At 63.8% G+C, this 17246-nt stretch carries 17 protein-coding genes and 1 pseudogene; 7 read left to right on the plus strand and 11 right to left on the minus strand.

What is annotated here, in order from left to right; genetic code table 11:
- Nucleotides 1-437: pseudogene (locus AC1DW2_RS37395) on the minus strand (DUF2147 domain-containing protein); the annotation flags it as partial.
- Nucleotides 438-754: 317 nt separating this feature from the next.
- Here AC1DW2_RS37395 and AC1DW2_RS37400 point away from each other — a divergent pair.
- Nucleotides 755-1648 carry an alpha/beta hydrolase family protein gene (locus AC1DW2_RS37400; protein WP_477008477.1) on the plus strand — a complete coding sequence of 298 codons (894 nt, stop codon included), beginning with the start codon at nucleotides 755-757 and terminating at the stop codon, nucleotides 1646-1648.
- Between the two features lie 16 nt (nucleotides 1649-1664).
- On the opposite strand, the gene AC1DW2_RS37405 is transcribed toward AC1DW2_RS37400, so the two are convergent.
- Nucleotides 1665-2447, minus strand: a complete 783-nt coding sequence (locus AC1DW2_RS37405) for a transporter substrate-binding domain-containing protein (protein WP_477008478.1) — start codon at nucleotides 2445-2447, stop codon at nucleotides 1665-1667.
- A 114-nt stretch (nucleotides 2448-2561) separates the two neighbouring features.
- On the opposite strand from AC1DW2_RS37405, the gene AC1DW2_RS37410 reads away from it, so the two are divergent.
- On the plus strand, nucleotides 2562-3065 hold the full coding sequence (locus AC1DW2_RS37410; protein WP_135213857.1) for a DUF1993 domain-containing protein: 504 nt from the start codon (nucleotides 2562-2564) through the stop codon (nucleotides 3063-3065).
- On the opposite strand, the gene AC1DW2_RS37415 is transcribed toward AC1DW2_RS37410, so the two are convergent.
- The 6 genes from AC1DW2_RS37415 to AC1DW2_RS37440 form a co-directional block, all read right to left on the minus strand.
- Nucleotides 3062-3544, minus strand: coding sequence for a hypothetical protein (locus AC1DW2_RS37415; protein WP_477008479.1), 483 nt, complete (start codon nucleotides 3542-3544; stop codon nucleotides 3062-3064). The two genes, AC1DW2_RS37410 and AC1DW2_RS37415, sit on opposite strands and share 4 nt — an antisense overlap.
- 168 nt (nucleotides 3545-3712) lie before the next feature.
- Entirely contained in the window at nucleotides 3713-4702 is a 990-nt protein-coding gene (locus tag AC1DW2_RS37420) for a hydroxyacid dehydrogenase (protein ID WP_477008480.1), read from the minus strand.
- A gap of 34 nt (nucleotides 4703-4736) precedes the next feature.
- Complete coding sequence (locus AC1DW2_RS37425; protein WP_477008481.1) at nucleotides 4737-5837, minus strand: ABC transporter ATP-binding protein; 1101 nt, start codon at nucleotides 5835-5837, stop codon at nucleotides 4737-4739.
- 6 nt (nucleotides 5838-5843) lie between these two features.
- On the minus strand, nucleotides 5844-6755 hold the full coding sequence (locus AC1DW2_RS37430; protein ID WP_063983243.1) for a carbohydrate ABC transporter permease: 912 nt from the start codon (nucleotides 6753-6755) through the stop codon (nucleotides 5844-5846).
- The gene (locus AC1DW2_RS37435; RefSeq protein WP_477008482.1) at nucleotides 6755-7693 is read right to left on the minus strand and encodes a carbohydrate ABC transporter permease; all 939 of its coding nucleotides are present in this window, start codon (nucleotides 7691-7693) and stop codon (nucleotides 6755-6757) included. The genes AC1DW2_RS37430 and AC1DW2_RS37435 overlap by 1 nt, the downstream gene beginning before the upstream one ends.
- 148 nt (nucleotides 7694-7841) lie before the next feature.
- Complete coding sequence (locus AC1DW2_RS37440; RefSeq protein WP_477008483.1) at nucleotides 7842-9182, minus strand: ABC transporter substrate-binding protein; 1341 nt, start codon at nucleotides 9180-9182, stop codon at nucleotides 7842-7844.
- 484 nt (nucleotides 9183-9666) lie between these two features.
- On the opposite strand from AC1DW2_RS37440, the gene AC1DW2_RS37445 reads away from it, so the two are divergent.
- Together AC1DW2_RS37445 and AC1DW2_RS37450 are read left to right on the plus strand one after the other, a co-directional pair.
- Nucleotides 9667-10455 (plus strand): Spy/CpxP family protein refolding chaperone, encoded by a 789-nt coding sequence (locus AC1DW2_RS37445; RefSeq protein ID WP_477008484.1) that lies wholly within the window; start codon nucleotides 9667-9669, stop codon nucleotides 10453-10455.
- Between the two features lie 111 nt (nucleotides 10456-10566).
- The gene (locus AC1DW2_RS37450) at nucleotides 10567-10944 is read left to right on the plus strand and encodes a response regulator (RefSeq protein WP_477008485.1); all 378 of its coding nucleotides are present in this window, start codon (nucleotides 10567-10569) and stop codon (nucleotides 10942-10944) included.
- Nucleotides 10945-11039: 95 nt separating this feature from the next.
- Here AC1DW2_RS37450 and AC1DW2_RS37455 read toward each other — a convergent pair whose 3' ends face one another.
- The 3 genes from AC1DW2_RS37455 to glk form a co-directional block, all read right to left on the minus strand.
- Nucleotides 11040-11195, minus strand: a complete 156-nt coding sequence (locus AC1DW2_RS37455; protein ID WP_477008486.1) for a hypothetical protein — start codon at nucleotides 11193-11195, stop codon at nucleotides 11040-11042.
- A gap of 146 nt (nucleotides 11196-11341) precedes the next feature.
- Complete coding sequence (locus AC1DW2_RS37460) at nucleotides 11342-11545, minus strand: hypothetical protein (protein WP_014495215.1); 204 nt, start codon at nucleotides 11543-11545, stop codon at nucleotides 11342-11344.
- A gap of 139 nt (nucleotides 11546-11684) precedes the next feature.
- The gene (gene glk, locus AC1DW2_RS37465; protein ID WP_477008487.1) at nucleotides 11685-12671 is read right to left on the minus strand and encodes a glucokinase; all 987 of its coding nucleotides are present in this window, start codon (nucleotides 12669-12671) and stop codon (nucleotides 11685-11687) included.
- A 257-nt stretch (nucleotides 12672-12928) separates the two neighbouring features.
- On the opposite strand from glk, the gene pncA reads away from it, so the two are divergent.
- The 3 genes from pncA (at nucleotide 12929) to AC1DW2_RS37480 (ending at nucleotide 16872) form a co-directional block, all read left to right on the plus strand.
- Nucleotides 12929-13555 carry a bifunctional nicotinamidase/pyrazinamidase gene (gene pncA, locus AC1DW2_RS37470; RefSeq protein WP_477008508.1) on the plus strand — a complete coding sequence of 209 codons (627 nt, stop codon included), beginning with the start codon at nucleotides 12929-12931 and terminating at the stop codon, nucleotides 13553-13555.
- 16 nt (nucleotides 13556-13571) lie between these two features.
- A complete protein-coding gene (locus AC1DW2_RS37475; protein ID WP_477008488.1) occupies nucleotides 13572-14687 on the plus strand; it encodes an alpha/beta fold hydrolase in 1116 nt (371 codons plus the stop codon).
- Between the two features lie 151 nt (nucleotides 14688-14838).
- Nucleotides 14839-16872, plus strand: a complete 2034-nt coding sequence (locus tag AC1DW2_RS37480) for an NAD(+) synthase (RefSeq protein WP_477008489.1) — start codon at nucleotides 14839-14841, stop codon at nucleotides 16870-16872.
- The last annotated feature ends 374 nt before the right edge of the window (nucleotides 16873-17246 follow it).

Genomic DNA, 17246 nt, shown 5'->3' on the forward strand with positions numbered 1-17246 from the left:
GTGCAGGTGGCGGCAACACGGCCGCCTCAGCCGGCGCGTTGTGCAGGTGGCGGCAACACGGCCGCCTCAGCCGGCGCGTTGCTGGCGGTTGCAGACGGCGGCGGAGCGGGCGGGGGCGGAACTGGCGGCGGCGCTGCAGCGGCGGGCGCTTGTTCGGTTGCGGGCGGCGCTGCGGCAGGGGCGGGAGCTGGCGCCGGAGCGGCCGGCGGTTGCGGATCAACCTTGGCCTGTTGCGGCGCCTGCTGGCCCGGGGTCGTCTCGTTCTTCTTGGCTTTCTTCGCCTTGCCCTGGCCGGTGTTGTCGTAGACGCCGGGGATCTGCACCGTGCCGCGGTCCGGATCGATGCGGATGGTGCGCCCGCCATATTCGAAAGTGTACTGCGCCTGCGCAGCGGTGCTCGCCAAAAGGAATGCGGCCGTGGCCAACAGCTTCCTCATTTCGGTCTCCTGAACAGCTGGTCCCCGTACCAACGCTTACGCGCCGGTTCGATCGCAAAAAGTGATCTAGATCACTGTCACCGTATGAGTCGTGGTCCGGCGGTTCCGGGTTCAATAACGCTGAACTCCGTCCAGAGTTGGACGGCGGCGCGGCGCAGCTCTGGACGGGGTATGGGATGGGCAAGTAAAACCGTTGTGGTTGAAGCTTCCGAAAGCACACGCAAATGCTATGGCCGCGCCTTGGCGAACTTGTTCTGATCGTAGTCGCTTGCCTTGCTGCGACACTGGCGCACGCGGCCGGGCTCGGATTTATCGAAGTGTCGGCGGACGCCGGCGGCCCCGCGCTCACGGGCATGGTGTGGACACCTTGTGCGGCGCCGCCCTCCGAGGTCGTTCTGGGCGGCGGTGTCGTCCTGCCGGGTGTGAAGGATTGTCCGGTAGCGGGCAGTCGACTGCCGCTGATCGTCGTGTCGCACGGACGGCGCGGCTCGTTTTTGGGCCACGTCGACACGGCGACCGCGTTGGCCGATGCCGGCTTCGTGGTCGCTGCGATCAATCACCCAGGCGACACTGCCAGCGACAGCAGCCGGACCGATGAGTTCTCCGTCCTGGTCGAGCGTCCCGCCGACATGAAGCGGCTTACGGATTTCATGCTCGGCGCCTGGAAGGAAGCGGCGGTCCTGGACCCCAAGCGGGTTGGTTTGTTCGGGTTCTCGCGCGGCGCCTATACCGGTCTCGTCGTGATCGGCGGCAACCCCGATTTTGGCGCGCTCGCTCCGCTCTGCGATAGAGATGGAGCCACGACGCCAAAATGCCAGGCCATTCGCGATGGCCTTGTGCCAACAGAGGCGGCCGTACACGACCCCCGCATCAGAGCTGCCGTGCTGGCGGATCCGCCGCTTTATGAAGGCCTTTTCAACCGGGAGCGCGTCGCCAATGTGACGATCCCGATTCTCTTATGGCGTTCGGCGCTCGGCGGCGACGGTGTCGTGCCCGCTTCAGTCGATACGCTGGAACAAATGCTTCCCGCGCGCCCTGACTTCCGGATCGTGCCGAACTCGTCGCACTTTTCCTTTCTTGCGCCATGTCCGCCCAAGCTGGCCGAAGCCGCGCCGATCCTGTGCACTGATCCGCCCGGGTTCGACAGGGAAGCGTTTCACAGCGCCTTCAACGACGCGGCCGTGAGCTTCTTCCGCAAGCATCTGGAGTGACAGACGGGATCGGTCGCTAGTCGAACCATGCGGCGTAGATCTTCCTGTAGCTGCCGTCCTCCATCGAGATGTGCAGCCACTGGTCGACGAAAGCCTTCAGCGCCATGTCGCGCTGGAGCCAGTAAGCCTTCTCCGAGAAGTCGAACGGCTTTTCGGGATGCACCGCGCACAGCACGCCGGAATGCTGCTTCTGCTGGTAGCGGGTCTCGGAGGCGTCCGTCATCATCAGATCGGCGTCGCCCTTGGCGATCTCGTCGAAGATCACGGTGTTGTCGGGGAAGACGTTGATTTCGGCGTCCTTGATGTTGGCGCGCGCGAACCGCTCGTTGGTGCCGCCGGGGTTGACGATGACGCGGGTGCCCTTCTTGTCGATGTCGGAGATGGTCTGGTACTTGCCGGCGTCGGCGCAGCGGGCGATCGGTGTCTTGCCTTCACGCATGATCGGCATCGAGAAGAAGCCCTTCTTCTGCCGATCGAGCGTGACCGAGACGCCGCCCATGGCGATGTCGAACTGGTCGGCCTCGAAGTCCTTCATGAGCTTCGGCCAGGCCGTCGGCACGAATTCGACCTTGACGCCGAGCGCCTTGCCGAGCGCCTCCGCCATGTCGACGTCGAAGCCGCTGAACTGCTGTGTCGCCTTGTCCAGGTAGGTGAAAGGCTTGTAGTCGCCGGTCATGCCGACGCGCAAAGTGCCGCGCTTGACGATCTCGTCGAGGCGCGATGGCGCCGGCTGCTGTGCATATGCCGAAAAGTTCGCCAGCAGGACCGCGGCCAAAGCCGCCACGATTCGAACGATCATCTCTTTTCCACCCATGCCCGAGCTGTCATTGTGCAGCTCTTGAAACTTGGATTTAGACCAGATGCCCGTCGCTGGCGAGGCGGAATTGAAGGGAATTTTGGGGTGACGATCTCGATGTATGACGCCTCGGTCGGCGTCTTCGTGCCGTATCTGCGCAACCTGTCGGCACTGCTGGACAAGGGCGTCGCCTATGCCGAAAGCCGGAAGTTCAATCCGGCCGTCCTGCTCGGCATGCGCATGGCGCCGAACATGTACGATCTGGCGCAGCAGATAGGGGAGGCGTGCCGCCATGCCACGGTCGCGCCGGCCTTGCTGGCCGACCAGGAGCCGGTGACGCTGCCGGCGCTGGAGCACGACATCGCCGGGCTTCAAGCGCGCATTGCGACGTCAATCGAGTTCATCGAAAGCCTGTCGCGCGCCGAGATCGATAGTGCGGCGGAACGGAATGTCTTCTTCAGGCTGAAAAACGGGACCGAGCTGCCCTTCACCGGGCGGACGCTGCTGCTGACGTTCAGCGTCCCGCAATTCTTCTTTCACGTCACGACGTCCTACGACTTGCTCCGGCATGCCGGCGTCGAGCTCGTGAAGCGGGATTTTCTCGGCCCCCGCGAGCGCTAGGCTTCGCCCTTGCGCTCGTAATCGGCGAGCGAGCTGCGGCCGGCGATCTCGCTGCGCAGCTCCTCGAAGCGCCGATGTGCCTCATCCTCGTGCGCGTCGACGAAATGCACCGCGGCTTCGCTCGTCATCGGGCCGCTGACCACGGGCGCGGACTGCTCGCCGATGGTCTCGTGGACGTAGAACTGGCCGTCATCGCCGCGATGGACCGTCCATTTCAGACGGATCGCCACCATCGGCCCCGGACCGACCTTGCTGTAGCCGTCGGCATCGGTGTGCTCCGGCACCAGCGGCTGCTCCTCGACCACGGGATGCTCGTGCTCGTCGACCACCACATGCTCGTCGGCGATCGGATGCTCATCGGCGACGACCTGCTCACCGTCGACCATCATTTCGGTCTCGGTCTCGCGGACGGGCTCGGGGTGCTCCAAAATGCTGGCGATGGTTGCCAGCGCGTGGTCGGTCGGGTCGATCTCTGACAAGGGTTCATCCTCCAGCTCGACGCGGCCGGCAAGTCTGTCCCACTGCCGCCGCGGCCGGACTTATTACGCGGGTTTGATTAAGGCTGAGTTGGGGCTCGATCTGCACCAAAATGGGACGCATTCTGGCGTTCCGGAGGCGGGCGGCTAACCGCCCGCCTGGAGGTCGGCTCAGCCGAGCACGTCCTGGTTGATGATGTTCTGCCGGATGGGATCGCCGTCCAGCACACTCAGGATATTGCGAGCGGTCTGCTCGCTCATGCGGCTCACCGCCTCGACGGTGACGCCGGCGACGTGCGGGGCCATGATGACGTTGGGCAGCGCGAACAGCGTGTTGCTGACCGGCGGCGGCTCCACCTCGAACACGTCGATCCCGGCACCGGCAATCCTGCCGGAGACCAGAGCGTCGTATAGCGCAGCCTCCTTCACGATGCCGCCGCGTGCGGTGTTGATGAGATAGGATTTCGGCTTCATCCGGCCGATCCGCGCCGCATCGAACAGGCCGACGGTTTCCGGGGTCTTCGGGCAGTGAATGGTGACGAAGTCGGCGTTGGGCAGTGCGGCGTCGAGGTCACCGACGGGCTCGCAACCCGCGGCCTTGATCTCGGCGGCAGGCTTGTAGGGATCGTAGACCTGCACCTTCATTTCCATCGCTTGGCAGCGCTTGGCGGTGCGACTGCCGATGCGGCCGAAGCCGATGATCAGCACGGTCTTGCCGTAGAGGTCGAACGGCAGCATGCCGAGCCGGTTGGCCCATTGGCCATCCTTGACGCAGGCGTGCATCTCATTGGCGCGCTTGGCCAGCGTCAGCATCATGAACAGCGCCTGCTCGGCGACCGAGGGCGAGTTGGCGCTGCCCGCCACCATCAGCGGCACCTTGCGGCGGGAGAGGGCGGGCACGTCGACGGCGTCGTAACCGACGCCGATGCGGGTCACCACCTTCATGTCCTTCGAGGCCTCGAGCTCGGTCTCACCGAAGGCGGTGGCACCCAGCGCCACGCCGTGAACCGGCGCGTGGTTCTTCAGCAAGGCTTCGAAATCCTTGGCCGAGATCAGGTTCGGAAACTCGACGAGCTCGATATCGTCCCGCTGGGTGAGGAGGGCGCGGGCCCCTTGCGACAAAGTTTGTGTAACGAAAATCTTCTTCTTGTTGGTCGCCATCGCTCCCCGCCTGCTTGCGTTTCTTGAGACGGCGTCACAGCACGACGCCGGTGTCTTCGTTTAGCAGGTGCATATTGTTGAGGTCCATCGCCAAACGCATGGGTGCCCCGTCCTTGGCGCCGGCGTTGGGATCGACGCGGCCACAGACGGGCGTGCCGTCGAGCCCGAAATAGACCAGGGTCTCCATCCCCATCGGCTCGGTGACGTCGAGCACGGTGTCGAAGGTCTCGACGCCCGGCCCCAGATGCGCATGCGACTCGGTGAGGTGCTCGGGCCGGAGCCCGAGCAGCAGCTTGTCGGTGCGCGGCAGCGCGTTGTAGCGCGCGGCGCGAGCCTGTGGCAGCGCAAAGGCGATGCGGTCGGTCAAACGGATCTGGAGCGCGCCGCCGACATCCTCTAGCCGGCACGGGATGAAATTCATCGCGGGCGAGCCGATGAAGCCGGCAACGAAGCGCGTCGCCGGCTTGTGGTAGAGTTCGTTGGGCGTGCCGATCTGCTCGATGCGGCCCTTGTTCATCACAACGACGCGGTCAGCCAACGTCATCGCCTCGACCTGGTCGTGGGTGACGTAGACGGTGGTGGTGCGCACCTTCTGGTGCACCTTCTTGATCTCGATCCGCATCTGCACGCGCAGCTTGGCGTCGAGATTGGACAGCGGCTCATCGAACAGGAACACTTTCGGATTGCGCACGATGGCGCGGCCCATCGCGACACGCTGGCGCTGGCCGCCGGATAGCTGCTTCGGCTTGCGGTCGATCAGGTCGGTGATGTCGAGGAGGCGGGCGGCTTCCGTCACCCGCGCCTTGATCTCGGCCTTGGGAAAGTGCTTCAGGCGCAGCCCGAACGACATGTTCTCCGCGACCGTCATGTGCGGGTACAGCGCGTAGTTCTGGAACACCATTGCGATGTCGCGGTCCTTGGGCGGCACGTCGTTGACGACGTCGCCGCCGATCATGATGTCGCCGTCGGTGATGTCCTCCAGTCCCGCGATCATGCGCAACGTCGTCGACTTGCCGCAGCCAGAGGGGCCGACGAGCACGATGAACTCGTGGTCGGAGATATCGAGATCGATGCCGCGCACGGCTTCGACATCATCGTAACGCTTGACCACCTTCCGCAATGCAACGTCAGCCATGAGACATCAACCCTTTGTCGCGCCGGCGGTCAGGCCGGCGATGTAGTAGTCCATCAGGAAGGCGTAGATGACCAGCGGCGGAGCTGCGCCGAGCAGCGCGCCGGTCATGATCTGGCCCCAGTTGAAGACGTCGCCCTTGATCAGGGTGGTGGTGATGCCGACCGGGAGCACGAGCTGGTCGATGGACGTCGTGAACACCAGGGGATAGAGGAACTGCGCCCAGGACACCGTGAAGGCGAAGATGGTCGCGGCAATCAGGCCCGGCAGCGCGACCGGAATAAAGATCCGCGTCAGGGTCTGAAGCCACGAGGCGCCGTCGATGATCGCGGCCTCGTCGAGCTCCTTCGGGATCGAGGCGAAATAGCCGATCATGATCCAGGTACAGAACGGCACCGTCAGCGTCGGATAGACGAATAGCAGCACGTACCATCGGTTCAGGAGCGTGATGCCGGTGATGTCCTGAACCAGCGCCAGCATCTTGAACAGCGGGATGAAGAGGAGGCTGTCCGGAACCAGGTAGGTCAGGAACACGCCGGTGGCGAGCGTCGTCGAGCCCCAGAACTTCATCCGCGCGAGCGCGAAGGCGGCAGGGATGCTGATCAGCATCGTGACGAGCACAACCACCAGCGACACGATGGTCGAATTCCAGAAGAACCGGAGGAATTGGTTCGACGTCAGTAGTTCGACATAGTTCGCCAGCGTCGGGTGGAACACCCACCACGGATTGGTCGCAGCCGAGATCTCCGCGCTGCTCTTGAGCGAGGTGATCACCATGTAGAGCGGCGGCGTCAGAAAGAAGATCGCAAACAGCACCAGGAAGAAATAGGACCAGCGCAGCGCCCAGGTACGGTCGCGGCTCATGCTGCCATATTTAACCTTGCGCCGGGGGCCGGCCTTGTCGATCGCTATTGTGCTCATCAGGATTCGTTCMCGCGTTTATTGACGTCGCGCAGGATGAAGATCGCTGCGACGGCGAGGATCGGGACCATGAACAGCGAGACGCTGGCGCCGAGCGGAATGTCGTTGCTCTCGATGCCGACCCGGAACGCATAGGTGGCAAAGATCTGGGTCTGGTCGAGAGGCCCGCCTGAGGTCAGGATGCGGACGATGTCGAAATTAGCGAAGGTGACGATCAGCGAGAACAGCGTCGTGATCGCGATGATGTTGCGCATCATCGGCAGCGTCACGTACCACATCTTCTGCCACCAATTGGCGCCGTCGATTGCGGCGGCCTCGTAGAGCTGGTCCGGCACCGATTTCAGCGCCGCCAGGTACATGATCAGGAAGAACGGCGCGCCGTACCAGACGTTGACGAGGATGACGGAAAAGCGCGCCCAGGCGGCATTGCCGAGCCAGTTGATGGGACCGATGCCGAAGAAGGAGAGCGTGTAGTTGAAGGCGCTGTAGGAGGGGTCGAACAGCCACAGCCAGGCGAGCGTGCTCATCGCCGGCGGGATCACCCAGGGCACCAGCAGCATGCCGCGCCATTTGCGCTGGCCCTTGGCCGGTATGTTGTGCACGAAATGCGCGACGATGAAGCCGATCAGCGCCTTGAAGAACACGGCGGTGATCGCGAAGATGCAGGACTGCTCCACCACCATCCAGAACGTCTCGCGCTTGAACAGGAAGGTGAAGTTGCCGAAGCCGACGAATTTTTGCATCGACTTGTTCAGCGTCGCGAGGTGGATCGAGAACAGGGCAGGGTAAAGCACGAACAGCGCGATCAGCAGGATCAGCGGCAGCGTCAGGAAGAACGCCACGGTCGATTTCCGCTTCAACGCATTGTGCAGGCCCGTCCGTTTGCGCGCGCTCGCCGTGCGGGCGACGCGACCGTCCTCAACGACGACATCGGCCATGTCAGTGTCCTTGGGTCAAGCTTCCTTGCGGAATGTCCAACGGCGGAGCCGGCACCCGCGTGTCGGCTCGATCTGCTCATTCCATCGAACGGTGGGGTGCCCTGGCGGCTCACGCGGGGATGCGTGAACCGCCGTGGCACACCCCGGCTTAGGTTCGCATGAAGCCTTCACACTCGCCTTCGCCCCAGGCGAGTGCGGTCTCCAACTTTTCGCCCTGCGCAAAGCGCAGCGCCATCTTGGTCAGCGTGGCCTGCGCGTAGATCTGCTGGGCGATCTTCGGCGGCGCCGGAGAGGCCGCAATCGACAGTGTCTGATGATTGTAGGGATTTGGATAGTGATAGAGCGTGCCCTTCGGCGGGCCTACCTCGGCCCAGGTCTTCAGCGTCGTCATCTTCGCATAGGCCGGCAAATCGTATCCGCCGCTCGCTGCGACGAACTTTTCGATCGATGACGGCTGTGACAGAAAAGCCAGAAGGCTCTTGGCCGATGCCTTGTTCTTGGAGAAATTCCAGAGACCCCAGAAATAGGGCAGGAACGGCGCATACCGGCCTTTAGGACCGGAGGGGAAGCCGTGCGTCCAGCATTGCTCGGCGACCTGCGGCGCGTCGCGCCTGGCGACCGCCCAGGCGCTCGGCGGATTCATGATGAGGGCGCCGCGGCCGGAGATCAGCCATTTGTTGTTCGAGGCGTCGTCCCAGGACGGAGCGTCCGGCGGCAGGAAGGCGATCAGCTTCTTGTAGTATTCGAGCGCCTGGCGAACCTCATCGGTCTTCACCGTGACATCGCCCTTGGCGTTGACGAGTTCGGCGCCGAACGACTGGAAGATGGCGCCCGCGGTATCGACGCTGTCGGTGGTCTCGCCGAGACCTATTCCGAATGGGAAACCTGCCTTCTGGCAGGCTTCCGCCGCCTTCAGGAATGTATCCATATTCCAGCTATCGGCCTTGGGCGGCGCGCCGACGGGGTACAGTTCCTGGACGTCGATCCCCGCATGCTTCTTCATGAGGTCGATGCGCGAGCAGGGCCCCTTGATCTGGCTCCCCGGGGTTGCCGGGACCGCAAGCCATTTGCCGTTGGCCTTGCCGAGATATTTGACCGTGTCGTTGACCTCACCGTTCTGCTTGATCGCCTCCTCGACCACGTCGTTCACCGGTTCAAACTGCTCGGCATACGCATGCGGCCACCAGGTATACATCTGAAGAATGTCGTGACCGGATTTGGCCTGCGCTTCGGCCGCGACCGTCAACTCGATCTTCTTGTTGTTGCTGGTGATGTAATCGATGGAGACTTCGACCTTCTCCTTTTCAGCCCATTCCTTGACCATGGCGGTGGAGGCGTCGTTGGCACCGGGCACCCAGTGGTCCCAGAAGCCGATCGAGAGTTTGCCGGCGGCGTAAGCGCCGCGGACATAGGGCGCTGTGATCAGCGCTGCGGAGGACATTGCAGTGGCAGCTACAAATTGACGTCGCGTCAGTTTCTTGCGTGACATCTCGTTTCCTCACCTGGATGTTTTATTGTTCTCGCGTTTCCTCTGGCATTCCGAGTTTTGTTTTTGATTTTTCGTTCGCGTTTCTTGGTGCTACGCCTCGCCGTGAAATCGCGCGAAGTGCAGCAAATTGGTAGCGCGATCAGATCATGATTGATCCCGTCTGTCGAGGAAGCCGAACGACTCGCCGTCTAGAACTAACGTTGCGTCCGGGAACGCGGCGGCGCCGTCTCGCGAAGCACACCTGGAGGTGAACCTCGGAGGCGCATTTTGCGACGCACACTTCGGGTCAAGGACCGCAGGACATCTCGTGCGCAATTACGCCGCAGTTTCGAATAAGCCTTCATAACCGCTTCGCGCCAAACAGTTTTCGGGCGTGGACAGCAATTGGCTGCGGCTGGACCGCGAAGCGGCGAAAACGATAGAGTTGCAACCGGCGGGTGGCCCCCACCCGGACAGGACAATCGGATCGACGATGGAGACCAGAATGATCAACCCGGCGCCGCCTGCGCGGCTTCACCTGCGACGATGGTTCGCGCTGGGCTCCGTGCTCGCGGTGCTGTTCGGCGCCGCCGCGGTTGCGCAGGCGCAAGGCCTGGTCAAGGGCGTTCAGGATGGAGCCGCGGCCGGCAACAAGGCGGCCGGACCCGTTGGCGGCGTGCTGGGCGGTGCGATCGGCGGCGTGGTCGGTGTCTTCACCGGCGTGCTCGGCGTCAACAACCAGCCGGCTCCGGCTGCCAAGGACGTGAGCAAGGATTCCAAGCAGCCGGGCGCCGGCAAGGACAAGGATGCCAAGAGCGCCAAGGAGACCGCCAAGGCGGGCAAGGGCGCCAAGGCGAGCAAGGAAGCCAGGAATGCGCCGCAGGACAACAAGGATAATAAGGACGTCACCGTCCTCACCCAGCCCGGCGCGCCGCAACAGTCCGCCGAGCAGATCGTCGCCAACAGCGATTCCTATATCGAGCGGATCAAGACCGAGTTGAACCTGACGCCCGATCAGGAGAAGCACTGGTTCGGCTTCTCAAGCGCAATGCACTATCTGGGGCATAATGGCGCGGAGCGGCTCAACCTGCGGATCGCCCGCGCCAAGCGGGATCCGCCTGACGACATCATCGAGCAGATGCGCAACGAATCGCAATTCCTGATCGACCGCGCCGCCGACCAGCGCAACGTCGCCGATGCCGCCGAGCCGCTTTATTCGAGCCTCGACGACAAGCAGAAGCAGGTCTTCATCCAGGAGATGGTGCGCCTCAGCCACGAGCGCGGTCTGGATTAATCAAGTTGAATCCGATCGCGGGCGTCTGAATTAACGGCGCCCGCCACGAATTCGTGAATCCTCTCCGCATTTCGGGTATGGTTAGCTTCGTAAGCTGACTGCGGGGTTGATATGGCGGACGGACTCTCCGTTTTCCTGGTCGAAGACGAGGCGTTGATCCGGATGATGATTGCCGACATGGTGGGGGAACTCGGCCACCATGTCGTCGCGGAAGCGGACAATGTCCGGGACGCGAGCGCCTTCGCAATGACCGCGCAATACGATTTCGCCATCCTCGACATCAATCTGAAGGGCCTCTACGTCGATCCCGTCGCCGACCTGATCGAGCGCCGCGGCAAGCCGTTTCTGTTCGCCACCGGCTACGGGCCGGAACTGCTGCCGTCCTTGCTCCGGCGGCGGCCGATCCTGCGCAAGCCGATTTCCCTCGACCAGCTCAAGGTGATGATCGATTCGCTGTTTCCGGACGCGGTCGCCAAAACTCCTCACTGAGAAGGCTCCTCACCGAGAAGGCGCCGTACCGAGATCGCCAACGAAAATGGCCGCCCGTGAGGGGCGGCCATTTGGCGAAAGAATGTCTCGTCGTCTCAGATCAGGCCGGCGCTGAGGTCGATGCCGCGCGCCATCAGGCCGACCGAGGCGACCAGGCCCATGCAGCAGAACAGCAAGATGATCTTGAACGAAGAATCGGCAAAACGGGTTTCGACGGCGACCGGGATCGCGGCAAGCGAAATCATGCTCATGTTCATTCCCCCCTTTGTTGACCCCTGAATTGCATCAGGTAAGGGAAGCTCTTAGAGCAAAAAGTTTGACGCGAGCTTGCGAGGGATCGTTAACGGAATCGCAATCGCTCGCGTGTTTTCGCGAGCAGCGAGCGGTCCCGCAAGTCTCAGTTGCGGCCGTTCTTCAGCACGGTGGCGATGGTATGGGCCGTCATGGCGGCGCGATCAGAGGCGCGCTGCGCGGCCAGCCGGTCGCGGGCCTTTTCCTCGATCAGGAGCTCGATCAGGGCCAGCCGCTTGTCATCGTCGTCCGCCTCGGTCAGCAGGCGGTGATAGCGGTGATAGTCGAAACCGAAGTCCTGCTTACGCATGTCACGCCCCCGCAACTACGGGAATTGTTTCCCATCGGACACAGTCGGGCAAGCACGATCCTGCGTGGAACCGCGCCTTGGCTGCAATCAGCTGTGTATAGTTAACGGACTGGACGGCGTCGGAGCCGATCGCGGCTCATCAATCCGGATTGTGGTCGGCGAACATCTTCAGGCCGAGGAAGCTCGCGTCGGGTTTCGTCACCAGCCTGGTCGGGATACTGCGCAAATAGTCCTGGAAGCGTCCCTTGGCTTCGAAGCGCGCCCGGAACGCGGAAGCGGCAAGGAACTCCGGAAAGCGCGGCACGATCCCGCCGGCGATGTAGACGCCGCCGCGGGCGCCGAAGGTCACCGCGAGATTGCCCGTGACTGAGCCGAGGATGGCGCAAAACATCTCCAGCGTCGCGCGGCTCAGTTCGCAACTGCCCTCCAGGGCGGCCTTGGTGATGGCGGCGGCGTCGCGGTGCGGCACCTGGGCGCCGTCGACCTCCGCCAGCGCCTCGTAGAGGTTTTGCAGGCCGGAGCCCGAAAGCGCGCCGCGCTCGATGGAGACATGACCGAGACGTCGGCGCATGGCCGCGATCACGCGCTCCTCGCGCTCGGTCTCCGCCGGCAAAGTCGCGTGGCCTGCCTCGGTGACGACCGCCAGCCGGGCGCCGTGGCGTTCGACCAGACAGGAGACGCCGAAGCCGGTTCCAGGCCCAACCACCAGCAGCGGCTCGCCCGGGAGGCCGTCCTGGCCCCCGAGCGGGATCAAATCGGCAGGCTTCAGGGCGGGCAGGGACCAGGCCACGACCTCGAAATCATTGAGCACATGCACGCTCTCAAAGCCGAGGGCCGGCTGGAGCTCGTTGCCGTCGATGACCCACGGACTGTTGGTCATGACGCAGCGGTTGTTGGTCACGGGACCCGCGACGGCCAGCACGGCTCGTTTGGGCTGCTTGCCGCCGGACCGGCGCGCAAGGACGTCGGCGATGGCTTCCCGGACGGTCGGGAAGTCAGCGACCTTCACATAGTCGATGGGCCCGGCCTGGTCGCCGCTGTCCGATGCGCTTTCGCTCAGCGCAAAGCGCGCATTGGTGCCGCCGATATCGGCGAGAAGAATCTGTCCTGTCTTGCCGATACTCATGACCTTGTGGCTGCCGCGCCCTGCAGGCTCGCGGGAACCGTTCCCTCCGCTCCATCCGATCCGCAATTTGCGAACGTCTCTAGAATCCGTCCTTGGGTGAGCCTAGTCAACTCTGACAACGCCAAACCGTTGCATCCCAGGTGCGACGGGCGCGATATCGCCGCATGGGTCGATGGTTGCGAAGCCGCGCGGGAAGATCGACATTGGACGGAGCGTTCGGCGCCCGTCGCGCCGAACGGCTGGAACGGGACCTTGCGATGCAGATTTCCGACCGCGACGTGCTGCTGGTGATCGACGTGCAGAACGACTTTTGCTCCGGCGGAGCGCTCGCCGTTCCCGGCGGCGAGAAGGTTGTCCCGGCCATCAACCGAATTGCCGCAAAATTCACCAATGTGGTGCTGACCCAGGACTGGCATCCGGGCGATCACGTCTCGTTCGCACCGAACCATGCGGGCAAGCAGCCGTTCCAGACCATCGAGCTCGACTACGGCACCCAGGTGCTGTGGCCGACGCACTGCGTGCAAGGCACGGCGGGCGCTGAATTCCATGGGGAGCTCGAAATTACCAGGGCAAACCTCGTGGTGCGCAAAGGCTTTCGTCGCGGTATCGATTCCTATTCGGCGCTGTTCGAGAACGACCACCGGACGCCGACCGGGCTGCTCGGCTATTTGCGCGAGCGCGAGCTGAAGACCGTCTTCATCGCCGGTCTGGCGCTGGATTTCTGTGTTCGTTTCTCGGCGGAAGATGCCCGCAAGGCGGGGTTCGAGGTCGCCGTCATCGAGGATGCATGCCGCGGCATCGATCTCGACGGCTCGGTGGCCGCGACCCATCGGAGTTTTCGCGATCGCGGTATTTCGATCGTCAGCCTGGAGGCCTTGCTGTGAGGACCTTGAGATAGTCATGGTGGAGAAGAGAGGAAAACCGCTGGGTGGATCGGATCGTCCTCCGGATGATCCACTGCTATGGCCGTTTGCGGCGGCGCGGCTCGCGATGGACGCCTGCTTCTGGTGGCTGGAACGCGGTCCGCCGGAACAGGACGCGAGCAATCTGCCGTGGACGACACCCAACACGGTCGCCCTGGAGCTTGCGACCATGCGCCTGCGCGATTGCACGCGGACGCGATCCGGCCAGCCGGCATTGGTCTGCGCGCCCTATGCGCTGCATCGGGCCCTGATCGCCGACTTCGCACCGGGCCACAGCGTGGTGCAGTCCCTGCAGAATGGCGGCATCGATCGGGTGTACCTCACCGACTGGCGCTCGGCCTCGCCGGACATGCGCTATCTCTCGATCGACAGCTATCTCGGCGATCTCAACGTCGCCGTTGACGAAATCGGCGCGCCGGTCGATCTCGTCGGCCTGTGCCAGGGCGGCTGGCTGTCGCTGCTCTATGCGGCGCGCTTTCCCGCCAAGGTGCGGCGGCTGGTGCTGGTGGGGGCGCCCGTCGATCTCTCGATCGATTCCGCGCTGTCCCAGCTAGCTCGCAATGCGCCTGAGGCGCTCTACGACCAGCTCGTGGCGCGCGGCGGCGGCAATGTCAGCGGCGACGAGATACTGCGCTTCTGGACGAAGGCGCCGAGCCGCGACGACATTGCGGCGGCGTTGCAGAGGGATCTCTCGGACGAGGAGGGCGGGGCACTGCTCGCGCGTTTCGATCGCTGGAATACCGAGACGCTCAACCTGCCCGGCACCTATTATCTGGAGATCGTCAACCGAATCTTCCGGGAGAATCGGATTGCCGGCGGCAACTTCACGGCGCTCGGCCGCGAGGTTGATCTGAGGGACGTCAAGGCGCCGGTCTTCCTGCTCGCCGGGCTCGATGACGACGTCGTGCCGGCCAGACAGGCGCTTGCGACCGCCGGTCTGCTCGGAACGCCGCCGGCCTTCATTGCCGCGGCCTCCGAGCCCAGCAATCATCTCGGCCTGTTCATGGGGGCGCGCACCCACGCCCATGCCTGGCCCCGGATCGCCGAGTGGCTGCGCAACGACCTCTCCGGAGTGCTGGCCCGCAGCGCCTGACCTTGTCAGGTGCCTTGGCCCGGCCGGGCCGGCGAACACGCAAATCCGTTATGCATGACGGCGGATGGCCTGCACGGGGCCCGGTCGATGGGTTACATATCATGGGGAACTGGCGGCTGCGGCCGCGACAAGATTAAGGGTACCGCGCTCGATGAGCTTCCACTCGATCTACGCCCACGGATTTGCGCGCGTGGCGGCCTGCGTCACCACCTCCCATGTGGCCGATCCCACGGCCAATGCGAAGGCGATCCTGGCGGCGGCAGGCGCTTGCCACGAACAGTCGGTGGCGGTTGCCGTGTTTCCGGAGCTGTGCCTGTCGGGCTACGCGATCGAGGATCTCGTCAAGCAGGACCCGCTGCTCGATGCGGTCGAGCGCGGGCTCGCCTCAATCGTCGAGGCGTCCTCGGCGCTGATGACCGTCCTGATCGTCGGCGCGCCGCTGCGCTTTGGTCATCGCATCTACAATTGCGCCGTCGTCATTCATCGCGGCAACGTCCTTGGCGTCGTGCCCAAGTCTTATCTGCCGACCTATCGCGAATTCTACGAGGGACGGCATTTCGCCTCCGGCGCCGGCATGGCCGGAGAGACGATCGCGTTTGGCGGGCTGCACGCACCGTTCGGCGTTGACCTCCTGTTCGCGGCCGAGGATGTTCCAGGCCTGATCATCGGCGTCGAGATCTGCGAGGACATGTGGATTCCGGTGACGCCAGCTTCCGAACTCGCGCTTGCCGGCGCCAGCGTGCTGATCAACCTATCCGGCAGCCCGATCACGATCGGCCGGGCGCGCTCGCGCGCACTGCTGTGCCAATCGACTTCGGCGCGCTGTCTTGCGGCCTACGTCTATTCAGCCGCCGGAGCAGGGGAATCGACCACGGACCTGGCCTGGGACGGCCAGACCTCGATCTATGAGAATGGCGTGCTGCTGGCCGAGGGCGAGCGGTTCCGTCAGGACGGCCAGATCACGCTGGCCGACGTCGATCTCGATCTGCTCAGGCAGGAACGCGCACTGATGGGCACGTTCGACGATAATCGCCGGCAACGCGAAGCCTTTTTCCGGAGGATCACCTTCGCCCTGAAGCCGCCGGCCACCGACATCGGCTTCCTGCGCCAGATCGAGCGCTTCCCGTTCGTGCCGAGCGACGAAGCCCTGCTCGAGCAGGATTGCTACGAGGCCTACAACATCCAGGTCGCCGGCCTCGTGCAGCGCATGCGCGCGACCGGAACCAAGCGCGTGGTGATCGGCGTCTCGGGCGGGCTCGATTCCACCCACGCCCTGATCGTCGCCGCCAAGGCGGTCGACCTGCTCGGACTGCCGCGCAGCAACATCCTGGCCTACACGATGCCGGGCTTTGCCACCGGCAGCGAGAGCAAGACCAACGCACTGGCGTTGATGAAGGCATTGCAGACGGAGTGGCAGGAGCTCGACATCCGCCCCACGGCGACGCAAATGCTGAAGGACATCGGCCATCCCTTCGGCAAAGGCGAGAAGGTCTACGACATCACCTTCGAGAACGTGCAGGCGGGCCTGCGCACGGACTATCTGTTCCGGCTCGCCAACCATCATGGCGGCATCGTCATTGGAACCGGCGATCTCTCGGAGCTCGCGCTCGGCTGGTGCACCTACGGCGTCGGCGACCAGATGGCGCATTATAATGTCAACGCCGGGGTGCCGAAGACGCTGATCCAGCACCTGATCCGCTGGGTGATCGCCTCAAAACAGTTCAGCGACGACGTCAACCGGACGCTTGCGTCGATCCTGTCGGCCGAAATCTCGCCCGAGCTGGTTCCGGTCAAGCCCGGCGAGAAACCGCAGAGCACGGAAGCCTCCGTCGGCCCCTACGAGCTGCAGGATTTCAACCTGTTCTACACGCTGCGGTTCGGCGTGCGGCCGTCCAAGATCGCCTTCATGGCGCAACACGCCTGGAATGATGTCGCCAAGGGCGAATGGCCGCCGGCGTTCCCGACCGATAAGCGCAAGGCCTATGATCTGCCGGAGATCCGGCGCTGGCTGGAAGTGTTCCTGCGCCGCTTCTTCGCCTTCAGCCAGTTCAAGCGCTCGGCGATGCCGAACGGGCCGAAGGTTTCGGCTGGCGGCTCGTTGTCGCCGCGTGGCGACTGGCGCGCGCCGTCGGATTCCAGCGCGGCGGCATGGCTCGAGGATCTCGAGCGGAACGTTCCGAAGTGATTGAGACGGCTGATCGGGCAGGGTGGCTCCGAAACGATTTCGCGCCGCGCGGCTCATAAAGCCGGCGGCGCGAAATTGCGTTCAATCTAGAAAGTGCCGAGGTCCGGAGTGCCTAGGAGTCCGGACCTCGTCACCTTGCCCCAGCCTTTGATCCCCCCGCCCCATGCGGTCCCCCAACCCCATGTAGCGCGATCAGAAGGTGATGCCCCTGGAAGGCCGCCGATCGATGCGCGCGATGTACGCGAAGTATGGTTAGGATTCCATTCCGGATCACTACGGACACGAACGCGCTTGATGCTGCACACTGGTGCATTTGTCCGCATCTGCTGCGATCACGGCTGCCTGAATTCGATGCAGGCGATCGGCGGGGATGT

Source organism: Bradyrhizobium sp. P3_C3, from assembly GCF_056402655.1.